Origin of the sequence: Halomonas sp. 3D7M, from assembly GCF_014897885.1 — a bacterium.
Taxonomy (GTDB): domain Bacteria; phylum Pseudomonadota; class Gammaproteobacteria; order Pseudomonadales; family Halomonadaceae; genus Vreelandella.
Genome location: NZ_JABUZF010000182.1, coordinates 30,880 through 47,838, shown reverse-complemented (window position 1 = coordinate 47,838; position 16,959 = coordinate 30,880). Strand labels below are relative to the sequence as shown.

The window sequence follows — 16,959 nt, the reverse complement described above, 5'->3', positions numbered from 1 at the left end:
CCGGGCCAGAACAGCCTGTTCCAGGAAGGCGATGCACCGGTTCCGGAGAACCCACCGGAAGAGAAAAAGCGCACGGTTAAAGCCTATCAGCGTGGTACCGGTAAGAAGCAGCGGGACGACGACTGCCTGAACGACACCGGCCTGCGCTTCACCGCCGATGTGCCGGTGGAGGTCATTGAACACCTGCCACCGGAACTGACCGGGCCGGAGGCTGACCAGTACGAAGTGATCGGTAGCAAGACCACCTACCGGCTGGCCCAGCGTGCCTCCAGTTATGTGGTGCTTAAGTGCGAACGCCCGGTGTTCCGGCGCAAGGGCACCGAGAAGCTCATCACGACACCGGCTCCGTTCAACGTGCTGGACAACAGCCTGGCCGACGTCAGCCTGCTGGCCGGGTTGCTGGTGGACAAATTCCAGTTCCATCTGCCGCTGTATCGCCAGCACCAGCGTATCCAACAGGCCGGTATCACCGTCAGTCGCAGCACTCTGACCAATCTGGTCAAGCGTGCCATCAACCTGCTGCGCCCCATTGTGGATGCCCAGACCGACAACGTACTGCGCAGTCGGGTACTGGCCATGGACGAAACGCCCATCAAGGCCGGTCATCAGGGCCGGGCCGGCCCCCAAAAGGGCAAGATGAAATCCGGCTGGTTCTGGCCGCTGTATGGCGATGCCGACGAGGTGGTGTTCACTTACTCTAACAGCCGTGGGCGTGCCCATATCGAAGAAGTACTCAGCGAATCGTTCAGCGGCACCCTGATCAGTGACGGCTATGCGGCCTATGCCCGCTACGCTGCCGCCCAGGAAAACGTCACCCATGCCCAATGCTGGGTGCACAGTCGCCGTTACTTTATCGAGGCGCAGAAGGATCATCCGGAGATAGTCACCGACGCGCTGCAACAGATCGCCACGGTGTACCGGAATGAAGAGGCCATCAAAACCCAGGGGCTGACTGGCGAGAAGAAACGCCAGTACCGGTTGGATCACTCGAAACCGGTGGTCAGCGACTTCTTCCAGTGGTGCCGGGATCAGTTGGCGCAAGGCGGCCTCGTGCCCAGCGATTCGCTGACCAAAGCCCTGAACTACGTGCTCAGCCGTGAAGCGAGCCTGACCGTGTTCCTGGAAGACCCGGATGTGCAGCCAGACACCAACCACCTGGAACGGGCACTACGCCCCATCCCAATGGGCAAGAAAAACTGGATGTTCTGCTGGACCGAACTGGGGGCGGAGCACCTGGGTATCATCCAGAGCCTGATCAGCACCTGCAAGCTGCACGATATTACCCCGTACACGTATCTGGTGGACGTGCTGCAACGTATCAGCCAGCACCCGGCCCGTGAAGTCAGCGACCTGACGCCCCGACTCTGGAAAACCCGGTTCGCCGACAATCCGCTACGGGCGCTGATCGACCCACGCCACCCTGACCGACAGAACAAACAGCCGGAGGCCAACGTCCGTGCGCATTGAGGACATGACCATCGACCAGTTGCTGGAACTGAACCAGACCATCTGCCAGCGAATTGATGAACTGCAAGAACAAGAAACCCTGCATGCCTTGAGTCAATTGCGGGTTGGCCTGAAAGTGACCTTCGAAGGCCGAGAAGGACCGGTGTTGGGGATCGTCACCAAAATCAATCGCAAGAGTGTGATCGTGCTGGGTGAGGATGGCAGGAAACAGTACAAGGTCTCGCCGGAGTTACTTAGGCCTCTGCGTGACGTGAAGTAGGTCAACTACGTCGTGGAATGAACGCTTACGCTCCCACGCAGCGCTGGCGACACAGCCAACGACAGCCATCACCGGCTGCCAAAGGGCATTGATGTCATTACTCTGGACAAGATCCGGGAGTTAATTGCCGACGGCAAGCCCTGGAGTGCAGAGGAAGTGGGCGCCGCCATGGGTGCATCGCGCACTACCGCAAGACGCTACCTGGAATACATGACCGGCACCGGCACGCTAGTGGCCGAAGTCAGCTATGGCAGCATTGGCAGGCCGGAACGGCGCTACCGGATGGTGTAAGGCAAACCGTTCATCGAAATCTCCACAACGTTATAGAACTGCTCAGGGACTATTAATCCGCCCGGACAAAAACCCAGTTGGTCCTAACGTTGTCGCACACAATAACGTCGCGATTGATGGTTTCACACAGAGACAGGCTTTCTGGCAACTCATTGTGATAACGGGTCTTCAAGCCCAGAGTTTTTCGATCCTGTTTGAGCAGCTCGTAGGTCTTTTCCATGCGCTCGGAAAAATCCACGCCGCCGCTTTCCAGGGTATGAAAGGCGTTGTGAAACGCCGTAAAGCTCATGGTATTCGCGCCAAGGCCAATGGCCAGCATTTGGGGAATGTAACGATCATAGGCGGCCGAAAGATAGGTTCGTACGGCTTCATCATCATTACGCTCACCATCGAAAGGCACTATTCCAAGGCGATTACCCGGTTCCAGAACGCCGTCGTCCAATGTTTCCAGTGAACGATTAGCTGCCAGTTCATAGGCCAGGCCCGGACACTGAATGAGTTCTTCCTGCAACTGGCAACCCGCCAACACTCGGGTAATCGCAAGCTCAGAGCCGGATTCTTTCGCGGGCTCCTCTGTTTGCCTGGCCACCTCTGGTTCAGGAATGGAGGAAACCTCAGGCAATGTCAGCCCCAGACTCCTAGCCGGCTGACGCAACAAGAGCGCCTGCACCCTTGAATCATTACGCCTGAAATCCATCATAGAAGGCAGGCCCGCACCACCACGCGCCACAACCTCACAGTAAATACGTTCCAGGTCCGTCTGGGCTGACGCCAGACAATCTTCATCAGCGCTGGCAACCGACATCCAGCCAAAAGCCAGAATCATGGGCAGTTGTTTTTGACACGGAATCACGAAAACTCCATCTGGTGTACTTTGATTGCTTACCATACAGCGACGTGACTGGTTGACGCAGGTATGTTGGAGCGCTTGCAGCATCATTGCAATGCCCACATATCCCTGAACGTACACGGAAGGGCCAGAAACCGGGGGCCATCTGAATAATATCAGGTTCTGGCAGAATCTTGACTACGACGATTAGTACACCACTAGCATTAACGTATATTAAAAAATATTCTAATCAACTATAGAAATGGCCAATGTAAAAACCTGCCCTGGCTCACAATTATAGAAAATTTTAAACACCAAATTCCGCCTCAAAATATCTAAAACACTGGATGACAATTCAACAACAAAATAATTATACTTCTCATTCCAAAAAACCACCTTTGAGTCAGAAAACTCAAAGTATCGATGCGATACCGGATAAATAGCTTTAAATAAACTTTCTTTACCCGAAAATAAAATCGTCAGCCCCTGCGAATAAGAAAGTGATAAACTTTTCAACAATGAAACCTCTGCTCTCCCTGCAATAATTCCTGACAAATCTACACTTTGCTCTTGAGACATCCAATTTTCAACATCTACACCTAGCAACACCGGCTCCCTATACTTTGCAACGGCAACCGCACACTTATCATTGTGGGAAATTGAACCAACAAAACCTTTCGGCCAAATTGGCTCACGATTTCCACCAATATCGAGTTGGACCGGTTTTTCTTCTAACGCACATATAGCATCACAAGCTACAACTCTACCGGCGATGAATTCAGCCTTACGCTTGACCGCCGCTGCATTTAGCTGCAAAGGCAAAAATATATCATATGGATAAATATCATTTTCAATAAAATTAATTACATCAAAATAACGAACATAAATAAACTCACCTCCCAAATGTAAAACTTCAGACTTACCAATAAAACATTCACTCGATCTAGGCACCAGCGACACCCTTAAAATAAAAAAACGATATACAAATAAAAAATCCAGGCACACATACTGGCTAGATATCCAATATGCCTACCCGGAAAACATTTAATGTTATCGCAAAAAACATACAACCGAAAAAACAAAAACTATATACGAACCTACCACTTGACTTTGAAATCAACTCCCATAGTCATTGGATCGCCGGAGCGGCCATACCAATTATCGTTCATGACAAATGCACGAGTAACATATTCTTCATCAAAAAGATTCTTAGCCCACAGCGAAGCTTCATATCTACTGTCTGCATAACCAGTCCGAACATTAAACACACCAAAATCTGACTGACTTTCTGTGTTTTCATTATCAAAATACATTTTTCCTATAACGCTATAATCAAAATTTACAAAATAATTATTCATAAACGTATAGTCAGCGCCCAGCGTATAAGTATAACCAGGTGTGTTCGCCGGACTTTTATCGGAATAATCATAATCTCCTACATAATTACCACTACCATCATACCGAGACACATTGTAATCATCGAAATGAGCATCATTATATCCGCCGTTGGCGAAAAGCTTTAAATCAGAAGTTGCCATCCAACTAACGTCCAATTCAACGCCACGACTGACAGTCTTACCCGCATTATCGGTATATGAATAAGGATATTGCTGCTGCTCAACCTGCTGATCCTTCCAGTCAATCCAGAACAGGGCGCCATTGACTGTCAGGCGGCCATCCAACCACTGACTCTTCATACCCAATTCGTAATTCATGGTATATTCCGGATCATAGGCAGGCGCCACTCCACTTGGTACCAATGGGTTAAAACTACCACTCTTATAGCCTTCAGAAACCGAGGTGTAAACCATGACATTTTCACCTGCATAATAGTTTACGCCCACTTTTGGCAGAAGTTTCGTGTAAGAATTGGTATACTGAGCGGACATCGCGCCACTGGCATAATCGAAATCCAGTTCTGAGCGGTCATAACGCAGACCAGAAACGAATTCCCATTGATCACTTATAAGATAGCTGACGTTACCGAATACAGCGTAGTTTAGTGACTCCATATCTGAATAGGAGTCACCCATTGGGTACTCCATATAGTAATAATCAATATCATTTATTGAATCTTCGTTTTCAAAGTAGATACCAGTCAGCCATCTCAATGCCTGATCCTGCTTTGAATTAAAACGGAACTCCTGCGTAAATCGCTTCTGCTTTGAAATCACATCTAAAACAGTTTGATATTCCGGAAGAGGGGTAAAATCCAGATCCTGCTCGCTATCTTTATTTTCGTATGTATACGCAGTAGTCGATGTAAAATCAACGTTATTACCTTGTCGACTGACCCGTACCGATCCTGTATACACATCAACATCATTATACCCGTCTGTGTCCGAATAGACTTTATGAGAGTCGGATTTTATTTGACTTAACGATGCAAATGAATTGTTTCCGTTACGCTGCTTCTGGCCCTGGATGGTCGTAATCATGTCCCATCTTGAGTCTAATGGACTCCATCTAAGTTTCACGCGTCCATTTAAATTATTCACATCATCGAGTTCATCATTGCCATCCGTAGAGCGCGTGAAATATCCGTCATTCTTATCAAACTGAAATGCCGCCCGATATGCCAGTTCATTATTGATTGCATCATTGGAAATCAGAGTCGTTTTGAGTTCGCCGTAATTACCAACCCCGAGCCCAACGCTTCCTTCTTTTCGAAATTCAGGGGCATTAGTTATGACATTGATAACGCCAGAGGAGGCATTTTTACCATACAGAGTACCTTGCGGTCCCCGTAATACCTCAACGCGCTCTGCATCAAAAATATCTGTATCAAAAGTCAGATAGGGAACGCCATCAACCAGAAACAATACTGTCTGCGACCCTTCCATTGTTGGTGTAATTCCTCGCAAGGACAAAAAACTGGCATCGGAAGGGTTGCCGGATTTAATCATACTTAAATTCGGAGTCTTATTGACCAGGTCGTAAGTGTCACTGATATTTCTTTTTTCTAATTCTTTTTCAGAAAAAACAGACAGGCTTACTGGAACATCCTGAGATCCTTGCTCAACTTTTTGTGCGGTCACAACGATAGGTTCGATCTCGAAAACCTGGTTTTCCGCCTCCTCTGCATAACAAGAAGCCGATATAAAAACCGCGACCAAAGAAACGGGAGGGATTTTTTTCCAACGTGAAGACATTCTTATATTCCTCATACTATTAAGATAAAAATCAAAATAAGCGGGACTCCGAATAAAGAATTCAGAGCACAAAACAGCTATGCACTGGTTGGGATGAAAGCATTAATTTGTGTCAAAGAAATCGCGAATCTGGACTCTTAAAGCGCCAGACAACCAATTTGCAACACAGTATTGCAAATCAGTCATGCAAAATCAATAATGCGATTGATTATCATTGAGATTTTTTTGGAACAGATGAACGCTGGATAAAAAAACAAACAGAAAAGAAACCAGCCCTGATAGATTCAGCGCTGGGGGCCCGCAAATTAAGCGGGCATTAATTGCTGATTAAAGTGCGCGTAATAACGAAGCTTGAATAACGCGACCAGGCACAGCAGCGCAAGACAGGACCCAGCAACAAAAACAACGCTGTAACCCAGGCTGCCGGCAACATAAGTAGCAATCGATGAAAATACAATTTCACACAAAGTCTGAGTGCTTTGAAAAATAGCGATGTTCGTCCCTGGCTGCGGTGTTCTCTGCGAAAAACGCATTGTGTAGGTATAGGTGCTGACCGCCACCAACCCCATCCCCAGACCTACAACCAGCGCACTCATCCAGACAAACCAATTCGCAGAAATCAACGCCTGAGCCAAACAAAGCCACAACCCTCCGCCGAAAAGGACCATCACCAGTCCTGCTGCCAGTGTAAAGCGATATCCCCGCCATTGAATAACCACACTCGCAAATAGACAACCAACTAACATCATCATCAAATGGGCCACGCCAGTAAGCGTACCTATCTCTGTCATCGACCACCCCCCGTCTACCAGGATAAATCTCGAAATGGCCAGAATCACCACCCCGTAAACCGTGACCAGAGAACATAAAACCAGACTCGATGTTGCAAGCGGTGTACGAAAAAACAGTCTGAGCGACGCTTTTTCGGCTCGATGCCTCTGCCCCACCCGAACCTTTTCTGACCAAAACAAGACCGGTAATAACGACAGGAGCACCAGAACAGACAAGGCTATATAGGTGTGGTGATAACCGAGATATTCAAACAATACCAATGCCAGCGGCCCGGCAACCAACAAACCCACCAATATTCCCGACATCTGAATGGTATTGATTAGCCCCAGGTAGTCGGATTGACTATTCTCGGCCGCAAATCCATCCGTGGCGATATCCTGTGTAGAGCCGGCAAAAGACATGATTGCCAGAAATATCATCAGGCTGAATAGCGATGCTTCATCAATCTCAATGAAGGATAAACAATAAATCGATCCCGCCATGAGTAACTGCATTGGAATGATCCACGACTTTCTATAGCCAATGCGAGCAATACAGTGGTTATCAACAAAGGGGCTCCATAAAAATTTCAGTGCCCAGAAGAGACCTGCCAACGGGACCATAGCCGTCATTTCCAATGACAACTGTGAAGATCTCAACAACGTGGGGACCGCATGAAATACCAGTCCCATGGGCAATCCCTGAGTCAGGTATAAGCAGAAGAGTATAACTATCAGTTTCTTACCTGGGCCCGAAGACGGCGACAGCTGCTTCTGCTGTCCGGATAGTTCATGTGTATACATCTCAATATTTCGACCTTTTCGTGATTCATCCATGGCCTGTCTACCCGGCAGCCAACACCCAGCTCTGGGACTGATGCTGCAGATGCCATAACTCGTGGTACAAGGACTGATTGGCCAACAACTCACTATGCTGCCCCTGTTCAACAATTTTGCCTTGGTCAAGAACCACAATCTGATCCGCATGCTGAATCGTGGATAATTTATGGGCAATCACGAGAACCGTTTTCTTTTGAATCAAAGCCTGTATAGCCATCTGAATCTCATATTCATTTTCAGGGTCCAGGGATGCAGTTGCTTCATCCAGGATCACAAAGGGAGCATCTTTAAGCATCGCCCTGGCGATCGACAGGCGCTGCTGCTCACCTCCGGATAAATGTACCCCAGCCGCCCCTATTTCTGTCTCCATCCCATCAGGCATAGCCCGCACACGTGCAGCCAGCTTTGCCATCTCCAGCGCCTGCCATAATTCATCGTCACTCGCGCCTGGTCTGGCGACCCGCAGATTATTTGCAATGGTGTCGTTAAATAGATAACTGGCCTGAAAAACCACACTAACATGTTGCAGCCAGTACTCTTCATCCATCTCGGTCAGTTTCACCGGGTTTTGCAGATCACCAACCCAAATCGCTCCTTCATCCAACTCCCAAAAACGCGCGATCAGGGAGGCTGCCGTTGATTTACCTGATCCGGACGGGCCAACCAATGCAGTAATTTTCCCGCTTTCAAGAGTGAGGCTAAAGTGCTGAAACACAGTGGCCGAACCGGGATAAGAAAAGCTCACGTCTTCCATTCGAACCGTCATGTCCTGCAATTTCGGTCTTTTCGAACCACCGCATAACTGCGGCAGTGCAATCAGTTCATCAACCCGTCCAACAGCCAGGTTGAGGAAGTTCAGTTCGGCCAGAAACATCGACATATTCAGCAACGGACGGAAGAAACGCGTCGCAGCGATCAAAAACAGCAGCACTTCAGCCAGGGTCAGCGATTCCCCTAACCAGGCCCAGGTCACAGCCACCAGTAATACGATAAACCCGACCTCAACCAGGAAATTAAAGCTATATACTGGCCAGACCGCGGCAACCTCGGCTTTCATTGCTTTCTGCCGAGTCTGATTCAAAACCGAGTCCAGACGTTTAAACATACTGCCGACCATCTGATGGGACTTCAGTTCTTTCAGCCCATCCACATACTCCATCACCGCATCGTTGAGCTGGTGCATCAACCCCTGCATATGATCTTGCCACTTTCGGGCATAGTTGCGTGTCAGCCAATAAGCCACCACCGCCAGAGGGAGCGTCGACATCATCGCAAGACCCATACGCCAGTCTTTCAGTGTCAGCCCCAGTGCAAAAAAGATCAGCACTGAAGCCGTTGCGATCATAGGCGCATAGAGATGGGTAAAGATCCGCTCAATGAGATCGACATCTTTTAGTAATCTATTGTTAATATTGCCGAAATCGGAGCTTTGAAAAAAACCCATCGGCATTTTTCTGAGATGCTCACCCAGTCGTTCCCGAATTTGGCGCCCGGCAGCAAAGCCAATCAAATTAATCTTCAGATGAATCGCACGTGCCAGGAATACGCGCGCTACCATCATGATCACACACCACATTACCAGGCTGAGCTGATATTGAAGACTGGGATTGGCTGACAGCATATCCAGCAGAATATAGTAGAGAAACCCATACGGAGCCGAGGCAAAAAAAGCGTCCAGTACCGTCAGACCTATTGTGAACTTAAGGCCTTTTAAGGAAGAGCCCGTCAGTCGTTTCAATGTTTTGATTTTCAACATGTCTCTTTTCCCACTAAATACAATTCGCTTTGCTGCGTCAGTTGTTTCTCTGTCATCCGCCACTGCTTGGTTCGTTGATGAGCATTCCACATCGCTTGGTACAATTCGCACTCTGCAAGCAACTGTGTGTGGGTACCTTGTGAAACATTCCTGCCGTCCTGAATCACAACGATCTTATCGACCTGAGTCAGGGTATTGAGCCGGTGAGCAATCACGAGTACTGTTCTGCCACGCATTAAACGGGAAATCGCCTGCTGAATCCGGACTTCATTCCGGGCATCGGCATAGGCTGTGGCTTCGTCCAAAATGAGGATAGGAGAGTTTTTAGCCAGCGCTCTTGCTATCGCAATCCGCTGAGCCTGCCCTCCACTTAAACTCCCCTGTTTAACGATAGTCTGATACCCATCCGGCATTTCCTGAATGAACTCATGGGCACAGGCGGCTATTGCTGCACTTTCTACTTCGGCAAGAGAAAGCGCCTCGTTACCCATACGAATATTGTCGGCAATTGACTGTTCAAAAATAAACACATCCTGAAAAACAAAACTCACCAACGACATCAATTGATTTAAAGGAAACTGCTGGACCGGAACACCACCAATCCGGATGCTTCCGCTCTGGTTATCAAAAAAGCGTGGGATCAACTGTGCAATTGTAGTTTTACCAGCACCAGAAGGGCCTACGATTGCTGTAATCCTGCCTTGTTCGGCGACAAACGAGACTTCATCCAACGTCTTGTCCGTGGCTCCATCATGGGTAAAGCTCACCTGATCAAAACAAATATCTGTGCTGACTACAGCCTGAAGTGAGTCACCTTCCTGCTGCGGTTTATGGGTACAGAAACGCTGGATCGACTCGACCCCTTTCAACATTTCGCTGAACATGCCCCCAAATTCAACCAGGTTATATAAAGGCTGCATTAACCCTACTCCAAGCAGCATAAAAACGAACAAGGTTGGCAAGCTCAGACTACCCTCTGCATGAAGCCATACGCTGACCGGAAGTATAAATATGAAGCCGAGTTCAAGCGATAACTTAAACAGCGCAGCCGGGGTTTTAGTATCCAGCAACCAGTTGGTGACCAGTTCATGGTGAGCTGCAACGGCCTGGCGGTATTTCTGATAGGAGCTCACCTTTATATTGAAGGCTTTTACTACCTGAATCGATTTAACAAAGTCGACAATACAGATATGCAGATCACCAACCACTTGATAATAACGTTCAACCCGCTGATTAAACCCTTTAAACATCTTCACTTGCAGGAAAATTGCAATCGGAAGAGGCAGAATAGCCAGCAAAGCCAGACGCCAGTCAATATAAAACAAAGCAAGCGTCGCAACTATGGGCATCACAATTGCTGCGGCCATATCGGGCATATGGTGCGCTATAAATGTTTCTACTTTATCTACATCATCGGCAATAATTTTTTTTACCGTCGCTGAAGCTTGCTTATTACTTTCACCCAAGGTTAATCGGCCAACACTATCCACCAGCTTTTGCCGGAGTTCAAACAACAACTGAAAAGCCGCTTTATGTGACAATAATCCGGATAATAGTTGAAATGCCATCTTTGCAACCAGTGCGCTTCCGGCAGCCAACACCCAGTACCACACTTCTTTTGTTCCAGTTATAGTGCCATTTACAAAACCATCGATCATTTGATAGATAATCAGATAAGGAACGATAGTCAACAAAGCATAAATCACAGCCAAAATCATAGAAACGATTAACCGACGCTTCTGGCTACCAACCAGCTCCACAAACCATTCAACCGTTTGATTTTTCAATTTAAAAGCCTCGAAAATTAAATCCCGCCTCAATAAACGCACTTATCATATTCAGATATCTTATTTTTCAGATATTGAAAAAAATGATGACTCTTCTCATTTAAATAAAAGTGCCCACCTTGAAAACCCTGAAACTCGAATCTCCCGCTCGTCACCTCAGCCCAACGACAAATTTCATCAGACCTAACCTCGGTATCTCGCCGCCCCAACAGTGCACTCACCGGACAGGAAAGCGTGTCGAAATTCCGGCGCTGATAGGTTTCTATTGCCTCGAAATCTGCTCTCAAGATTGGCATCACTAACTCTCTTAAAGCCTGACACGCAAATACATCTGATGCCGTACCACCCAATGCTGAGACCTTCTCAATCAACTCCTGATCACTTCGGCGGTAGTAATCCGTTCCACTGTTCTGATCAGGAGGCATACGACCGGAAATAAATAAGTGCTCCAGTGACTGGCCGCGTTTTTCCCACCGTAGCGCCGTTTCAAATGCCAGGGTGGCCCCCATACTGTGTCCAAAGAAAAACGTAGGCCGCTGAGGTAACATCGCCAAACTGCCGACCACCTCATCCGCACACTGGTGTAGGCAGGTCTTCAGCCCTTCCGCCAGCCTCTGACCGCGACCTGGCAGTTGCACCGCATAAACCGCAGTCTGTGCATCAAGATGATTTTTCCAGGGCAGAAAATATTCGGCGTTACCGCCAGCAAAATGAAAACAGATCAACTGGCGTCTCGTTCCAGGTTTAACCAGTCTCAGTTGCTTATGCATACTGCCCTCCTTGGTCGTAGGCCGTTAACCATTGCTGAATATCCGGCTGAGTCCGGACCGGTGCGGCTGCCTGAATGACTTCAGGATTCCCGACACAGCTCATCAGCGATTTCCAGACTGCAGCTTGGGATAAAAGGCTCTGGGCAGTTTTAGGCGAAGGTTGCTCAATCTGGGAGGCAAACTGACGCAGTGCACTGCGAATCGCCTGTGACCAGTGCCGCTCCAGAATTTCTTCCAGTGAAGCGCTACCCTGATAGATGACTTCGCAGAGCGGTGGCGTATAAAAATCACCAGCCTGCTGCTTGTCGACGAGTTCCCGCACACCTTGCCGGGTTTCATGGCGGGGGATATAGAAGGTCCGGTTCCACAACACCGGACCGTGCGTGTTCACTAGCATCAGGTTCCCGCTTGGCAGACCTATCGTGATGCGATGCATGATATGAAAGTGATTATCCGGATCATTCGGGTCGAGCTGATTCTGGATCTTGAGTGTCAGCGGAACCCCGGCAAAGATTCCTTGAACCACTTGGTACGGCGGCGTACAGCGGGCCTTACGGTGCAAGGAGGCAGGGAGTCTGGGGCTGGCATAGAATTCATAGGGAGCAACACATCCCAGCGCACGGGAGAGTATATCCAGCAATCCACAAATGACCTGAACACCACAGGTGGCTTCAATAAACAAGGGTTGCTGGCTCTGCTTCGCGGCCTGACAATAATCAATGAAATGCTGAACTGCCGGCACCGTCGGATAATGGGTATTAATCTGATACTGGCAACCCTTTTCTCTGGCCAGCTTTAGACATTCCACCACATCTTTTTCGTAAACCGGGTGTTCCTGCAAGACGTGAATTCCCCGCGCCAGCAACGAGGTAGCAAGCTCACTTCCCTGCCCGCCTACAATGGCTGATCGCACCACCACACAGGCAATGTCGATATCATCCGGTAACTGCTCTACGTTCTGATACAGGGGAACCCCGTACCGGTCGGCCAGGAGTTGTGATCGTTCACTTCCACGAGCGAGGATACCCGACAGTTCAAACTGAGGAAAATGTCGCTGAAAGGCCGACAGATAGACCTGACCGAATAACGTTCCGCAAACAATCACCCGATAGGTTTTAGTGGACGCCTGGCTTACAGGTCTCGTCGTCATAAAACTCCCTCCTCAAACACGACCTCTTCATCCGGGGTCAATGACATTTCCCAATGACGGAAAAGATTCGCCTGCGACAGTTGCTCCAGCAAGGATTCAATCTCGACAGCTTCAGATAGCCAGCATAGGCTCGGGCGCTGCCGGCGGCTCCGTCGGATCAACTGGTCGGCTGTCACGGCTGCCACCCAGCCCGTCAGTCGGTAGCCGTTATCGAACCGGCAGTTCAGCTCAAACCGGACCGGCTGATCAGCCAGCCAGCCCCGGGCATGCACCACACAGTACTGTTGCGTTCCATGCTGAGATGTAAGCGCTTCACTGGCCGCCACCAGCGCATTCAAACGGCCAGACGGATCTCCCTGATCCGCAAGCACCAAGTGCTTATCGGCGATCAGGTTATAGGCCCGATAGTGATCGAATGACAATGACCGCGCGACTCTCTGATGTTCCGCACTCAGATAAGGTAAAGCCGAGAAGACCGGGGCTCCTGGTATCGGCGCCACCCCTTCTCTGGTGGCAATTCGAGTGATCCGGCCACCGACCACACCACAACCGCTGTAAGATTCCCTTTGACTCAGGCTGGCAAGAAAATCTTTCGCGGAGGTGGGGGTGAAAACTTCGATACCACCGACATACAGTTCAAATTTATCCACACGCTGCATTTTCTTCCGGACAAGGTATGCCAGCAGCGAACTGAAGCCAGGAACAAACCCGGCCCCCAAAACACAAGGGGATGAAGCCTGACCCTGTCTTTCAGCAAGAGAGGTAAATACATCTTCTTCACCCCCTACATCAACGTAGGGAACCCCCTTCAGAAGGGCGATCCGTGCGACGTGATCCCGAATCACCGCCGCCGGACCCGCAGCGTTGATCACCATATCGTGGGAAGCGCAGATTTCCTCAACCCGCCGGGCATCAAACAGATCCGCCCGTTGATAATTCGCTACCTCGGGGCGAGGCTGGCGCCCGATAATCGCAGGGTGATATCCCAAAGCTCTGAGCGCTTCAACCACATAGCTCCCGACTTCACCCATGCCACCAAAAACTGCAATTTCAGCCATGTGGCACCTCACATGCTGCACGCTGATTCAGAGCCTCAGCCAGAGGTTCGACCGCTCCATGTTGCATACAGGTAAAATGATCACCACTCAGCGGGATGTGCGCGATTTCCCCCAAGCCGAACTCCTGCCAGAAGGCAAGCATGTCGGTTTTCAGCGTCGGCAACAGATAAGTCGGCTCTTGCTGACATGCAAATGTCAGATCACCGCAATAGAAAGCCGGCTGATAATGGGACACTGCCTGAACACTATGATGGAACACCGGGTACATACTGCGAATATCCCAGTTACGCATGCCTGGTTCCGGGTGCTGTTCAAGCAGACGTTGCAACATCCCAACCCGCTCATGCTCCGGAGACTGTGCGTATGGCAGATAAGATTCCGCGAGTTTTGTATAACCTAGCCGCCCGGCACAAGCCACTACATCAGCAGGACAAACCGCCGAAGGTTTATCCTCAAGAACGGCCAGATACGTTTCCTCCAGTTCTGCCAGTTCAAGTTCTGGCCACGGGTTTCCTAGACCAAGTTCTTTAGCCAGCGCCAAATCGGTCATCATAGGGTCATTGACTAGATAAGGGATCTGATAACTACTGGCAATGGTCAGCGAACTGACAGTTATCCCCTCATCCAGACACTGCCTTACCAGTTCAAAGGCGATCAGACCGCCCATACAGAAACCAAAAATGTGGCATTGCTCTAGATCCAGCTGCTCCGCAATCAGCGTTTTATACTGATACGCAAGATCGACAATCAGCGTCTCTTGCGGCAGGGCCAGATAATGCTGATGATCCGTCACACTGACACCGTAGACCGGCGCTTTCAGCTGTTCGATCAAGTTAAGGCAAGGCATCACGGTTCCGCTGCCATCATGAATGACTATCACCGGATCTCCCGATCCCGCTTTCAGCAGTTGCATGGGAGACTGCAGTGAGGGTTTTTGCGTTGCATCGGAGTCCGAGGCATTTCCCATCGCAGTCTGCTGACGTAAGAACTCGGCCAGTGCAAGCACTGTCGGTGTAAGCAATACCTGGCGCAAAGTACCTTCCCATGGAACCCGATCTTCACCCAACTCTTTCCTGATCCGGCTGACCCATTGTGTAATCAGCAGAGAATCCCCACCGGCACTGAAAAAGTCATCACTGGCAGACATAGCCGGATTGCCAATAATTTCCCGGCAGGTCGTCAGCAACGTCAGCGCCAAAGAATCCAGCTGTTCTGTCGTTTTCAGTGTGCTTTCATGCTCTTCCACCATTATTTCGGGTAGAACACTGCGGTCCAGTTTCCCGTTGGCCGTCAACGGCAGGCTGCCCATGATCGCCAACTGCCCCGGCAGCATGTGTTCAGGTAATCGGGTCGCCAGCATTTCGGTCAGCACGGCTTTATCGCAGCGCGCCTTACCGCTATTAAACTGCGCCATCATGAAACTCTGTCCGAGCTGATGCAGCACCTCCCGCGGATCCGGAAAGGCATACACGCAATCACCGCCAACATCCCGTATCGCCTGTAACCAACGCTCCTGCGGCATAAATGGCGAGTTCAGTTCCAAACGCTCATCCTGATGTTCTGTCAGGCCGTGTTTGAATTCCATCGAAGTCATCAGCTGATAATTGTCGCGGGTCGCTTCAATAACCAGCAACCAGCCACCAGGAGACAGTAGTTCACGCAGGTGATGCAGTCCCTCACGGGCTACCACCGCATTGTGCAGCACATTCGAGGACACAATTATATCGAACTGACCACAGTCCAGACCCTGTGCCAGCGCTGGTCGATTGAAGTCATACAGTCGATAGCGAATGAAGTCATAGTCCTCATAACGCTCTCTGGCTGCATTGAGGAAAAACGGCGAGACGTCGGTAAAAGTATATTCGACCGGTTTACCCGCCAGCGCCGGGATCAGCTCATTACTGGTTCCCCCGACACCGGCACCGATTTCCAGAATACGGATCGGACGTTGCACTTCTCCAAGATGCGCAACTTTCTCCAATGTCGCCGTAACCAACATTCTATTCATCATGACGCTGAGCAGATTGTTCTGATAGGCGGCTGTTGCAACATCCAGATTCCCTTCCGGGAACAACAGATCCAGAGGGTCTGCAGTGTCCCGAAGCAGTTCCGGCAGGCACTGACTGCTCCGCTCCAGGTAGCCGACCAGACCTTTATCCCCGCCAAGCCGTTCAAGCGCCTGATAACAACCCTGCCAACAACGCTCGATTTCTGCAGCGTCTACGCCTCGGGTAAGCCGATAACGCCCCCGCGTCTGAGTCGCCAGCCCGTGTGCCTGCAAAGCCATCATCCAGCGACTGAGCAAAGGCTCATGGCGCGCCGCATAGTTCCCCTCAGACATTACTTGAGGTAAGGTTTTTGACTCTCCCTGCGCCAACCCGCCACTTTCCTGAAGCGCCTGATTCATGTGCAGGAGTGCAACCTGATCCAGGTGACAGACAAAATCTTCAACAGCTGCCAGGTCTGTTGCCTGACGAATGCGGCCGGCCAGTTCGTCAAGGTGCTGCCGAGTCTGGCTGAACTGGCCGGACAATTGTTGAAACTGATCCGGCTGCGCCGCAACGCCGGGCTGCACATACGCCTGCAGATAGCGCTGGTGCTTTTCACCTCGGGCAATCACCACCGCCTGCGAAACACTCGGTTGCTGTTCCAGCGCCGATTCGATCTCTCCCAGTTCAATTCGGTGACCGCGAATTTTAATCTGGTGATCATTACGACCGACAAATACCAGCACACCATCATCCCGGTAATAACCCCGGTCACCAGTGCGATACCAGCGCAGACCGCTCTCTTCATCAGAAAAGAAATGATGCTGAGTCTTCTCTTGATC

13 protein-coding genes are annotated in these 16,959 nt (G+C 49.9%); 3 read left to right on the top strand and 10 right to left on the bottom strand.

The window, feature by feature from the left end; all coding sequences use genetic code 11:
* The 3 genes from tnpC to INT22_RS22105 all read left to right on the top strand — a co-directional run.
* Positions 1-1,467, top strand: a 1,467-nt coding sequence (tnpC, locus tag INT22_RS10520; protein ID WP_226912596.1) for an IS66 family transposase, incomplete at its 5' end; no start/stop codon positions are given.
* Positions 1,457-1,726: a hypothetical protein gene (locus INT22_RS10515; protein ID WP_004578758.1), complete on the top strand. Its 270-nt coding sequence runs from the start codon at positions 1,457-1,459 to the stop codon at positions 1,724-1,726. The genes tnpC and INT22_RS10515, both read left to right, overlap by 11 nt.
* A gap of 75 nt (positions 1,727-1,801) precedes the next feature.
* Positions 1,802-2,017, top strand: a complete 216-nt coding sequence (locus tag INT22_RS22105) for a hypothetical protein (protein WP_328515357.1) — start codon at positions 1,802-1,804, stop codon at positions 2,015-2,017.
* 52 nt (positions 2,018-2,069) lie between these two features.
* Here the strand turns inward: INT22_RS22105 and INT22_RS10505 are convergent, their stop codons facing one another.
* The 10 genes from INT22_RS10505 to INT22_RS10460 all read right to left on the bottom strand — a co-directional run.
* Positions 2,070-2,870 (bottom strand): hypothetical protein, encoded by an 801-nt coding sequence (locus INT22_RS10505; protein WP_226912595.1) that lies wholly within the window; start codon positions 2,868-2,870, stop codon positions 2,070-2,072.
* Positions 2,871-3,092: 222 nt separating this feature from the next.
* Positions 3,093-3,797: a 4'-phosphopantetheinyl transferase family protein gene (locus tag INT22_RS10500; protein WP_193060392.1), complete on the bottom strand. Its 705-nt coding sequence runs from the start codon at positions 3,795-3,797 to the stop codon at positions 3,093-3,095.
* 146 nt (positions 3,798-3,943) lie between these two features.
* A complete protein-coding gene (locus INT22_RS10495; protein WP_193060393.1) occupies positions 3,944-5,998 on the bottom strand; it encodes a TonB-dependent receptor in 2,055 nt (684 codons plus the stop codon).
* Positions 5,999-6,303: 305 nt separating this feature from the next.
* Positions 6,304-7,572 (bottom strand): MFS transporter, encoded by a 1,269-nt coding sequence (locus tag INT22_RS10490; RefSeq protein ID WP_226912599.1) that lies wholly within the window; start codon positions 7,570-7,572, stop codon positions 6,304-6,306.
* Between the two features lie 40 nt (positions 7,573-7,612).
* On the bottom strand, positions 7,613-9,364 hold the full coding sequence (locus tag INT22_RS10485; protein ID WP_193060395.1) for an ABC transporter ATP-binding protein: 1,752 nt from the start codon (positions 9,362-9,364) through the stop codon (positions 7,613-7,615).
* Positions 9,358-11,151 carry an ABC transporter ATP-binding protein gene (locus tag INT22_RS10480; RefSeq protein WP_226912594.1) on the bottom strand — a complete coding sequence of 598 codons (1,794 nt, stop codon included), beginning with the start codon at positions 11,149-11,151 and terminating at the stop codon, positions 9,358-9,360. The genes INT22_RS10485 and INT22_RS10480 overlap by 7 nt, the downstream gene beginning before the upstream one ends.
* A gap of 29 nt (positions 11,152-11,180) precedes the next feature.
* Positions 11,181-11,921: a thioesterase II family protein gene (locus INT22_RS10475; RefSeq protein ID WP_193060396.1), complete on the bottom strand. Its 741-nt coding sequence runs from the start codon at positions 11,919-11,921 to the stop codon at positions 11,181-11,183.
* Complete coding sequence (locus tag INT22_RS10470) at positions 11,914-13,071, bottom strand: Gfo/Idh/MocA family oxidoreductase (protein WP_193060397.1); 1,158 nt, start codon at positions 13,069-13,071, stop codon at positions 11,914-11,916. The genes INT22_RS10475 and INT22_RS10470 overlap by 8 nt, the downstream gene beginning before the upstream one ends.
* Positions 13,068-14,129, bottom strand: a complete 1,062-nt coding sequence (locus INT22_RS10465) for an NAD-dependent epimerase/dehydratase family protein (RefSeq protein WP_193060398.1) — start codon at positions 14,127-14,129, stop codon at positions 13,068-13,070. The genes INT22_RS10470 and INT22_RS10465 overlap by 4 nt, the downstream gene beginning before the upstream one ends.
* A partial coding sequence (locus INT22_RS10460) for a class I SAM-dependent methyltransferase (RefSeq protein ID WP_193068191.1) occupies positions 14,122-16,959 on the bottom strand: 2,838 nt, incomplete at its 5' end. The genes INT22_RS10465 and INT22_RS10460, both read right to left, overlap by 8 nt.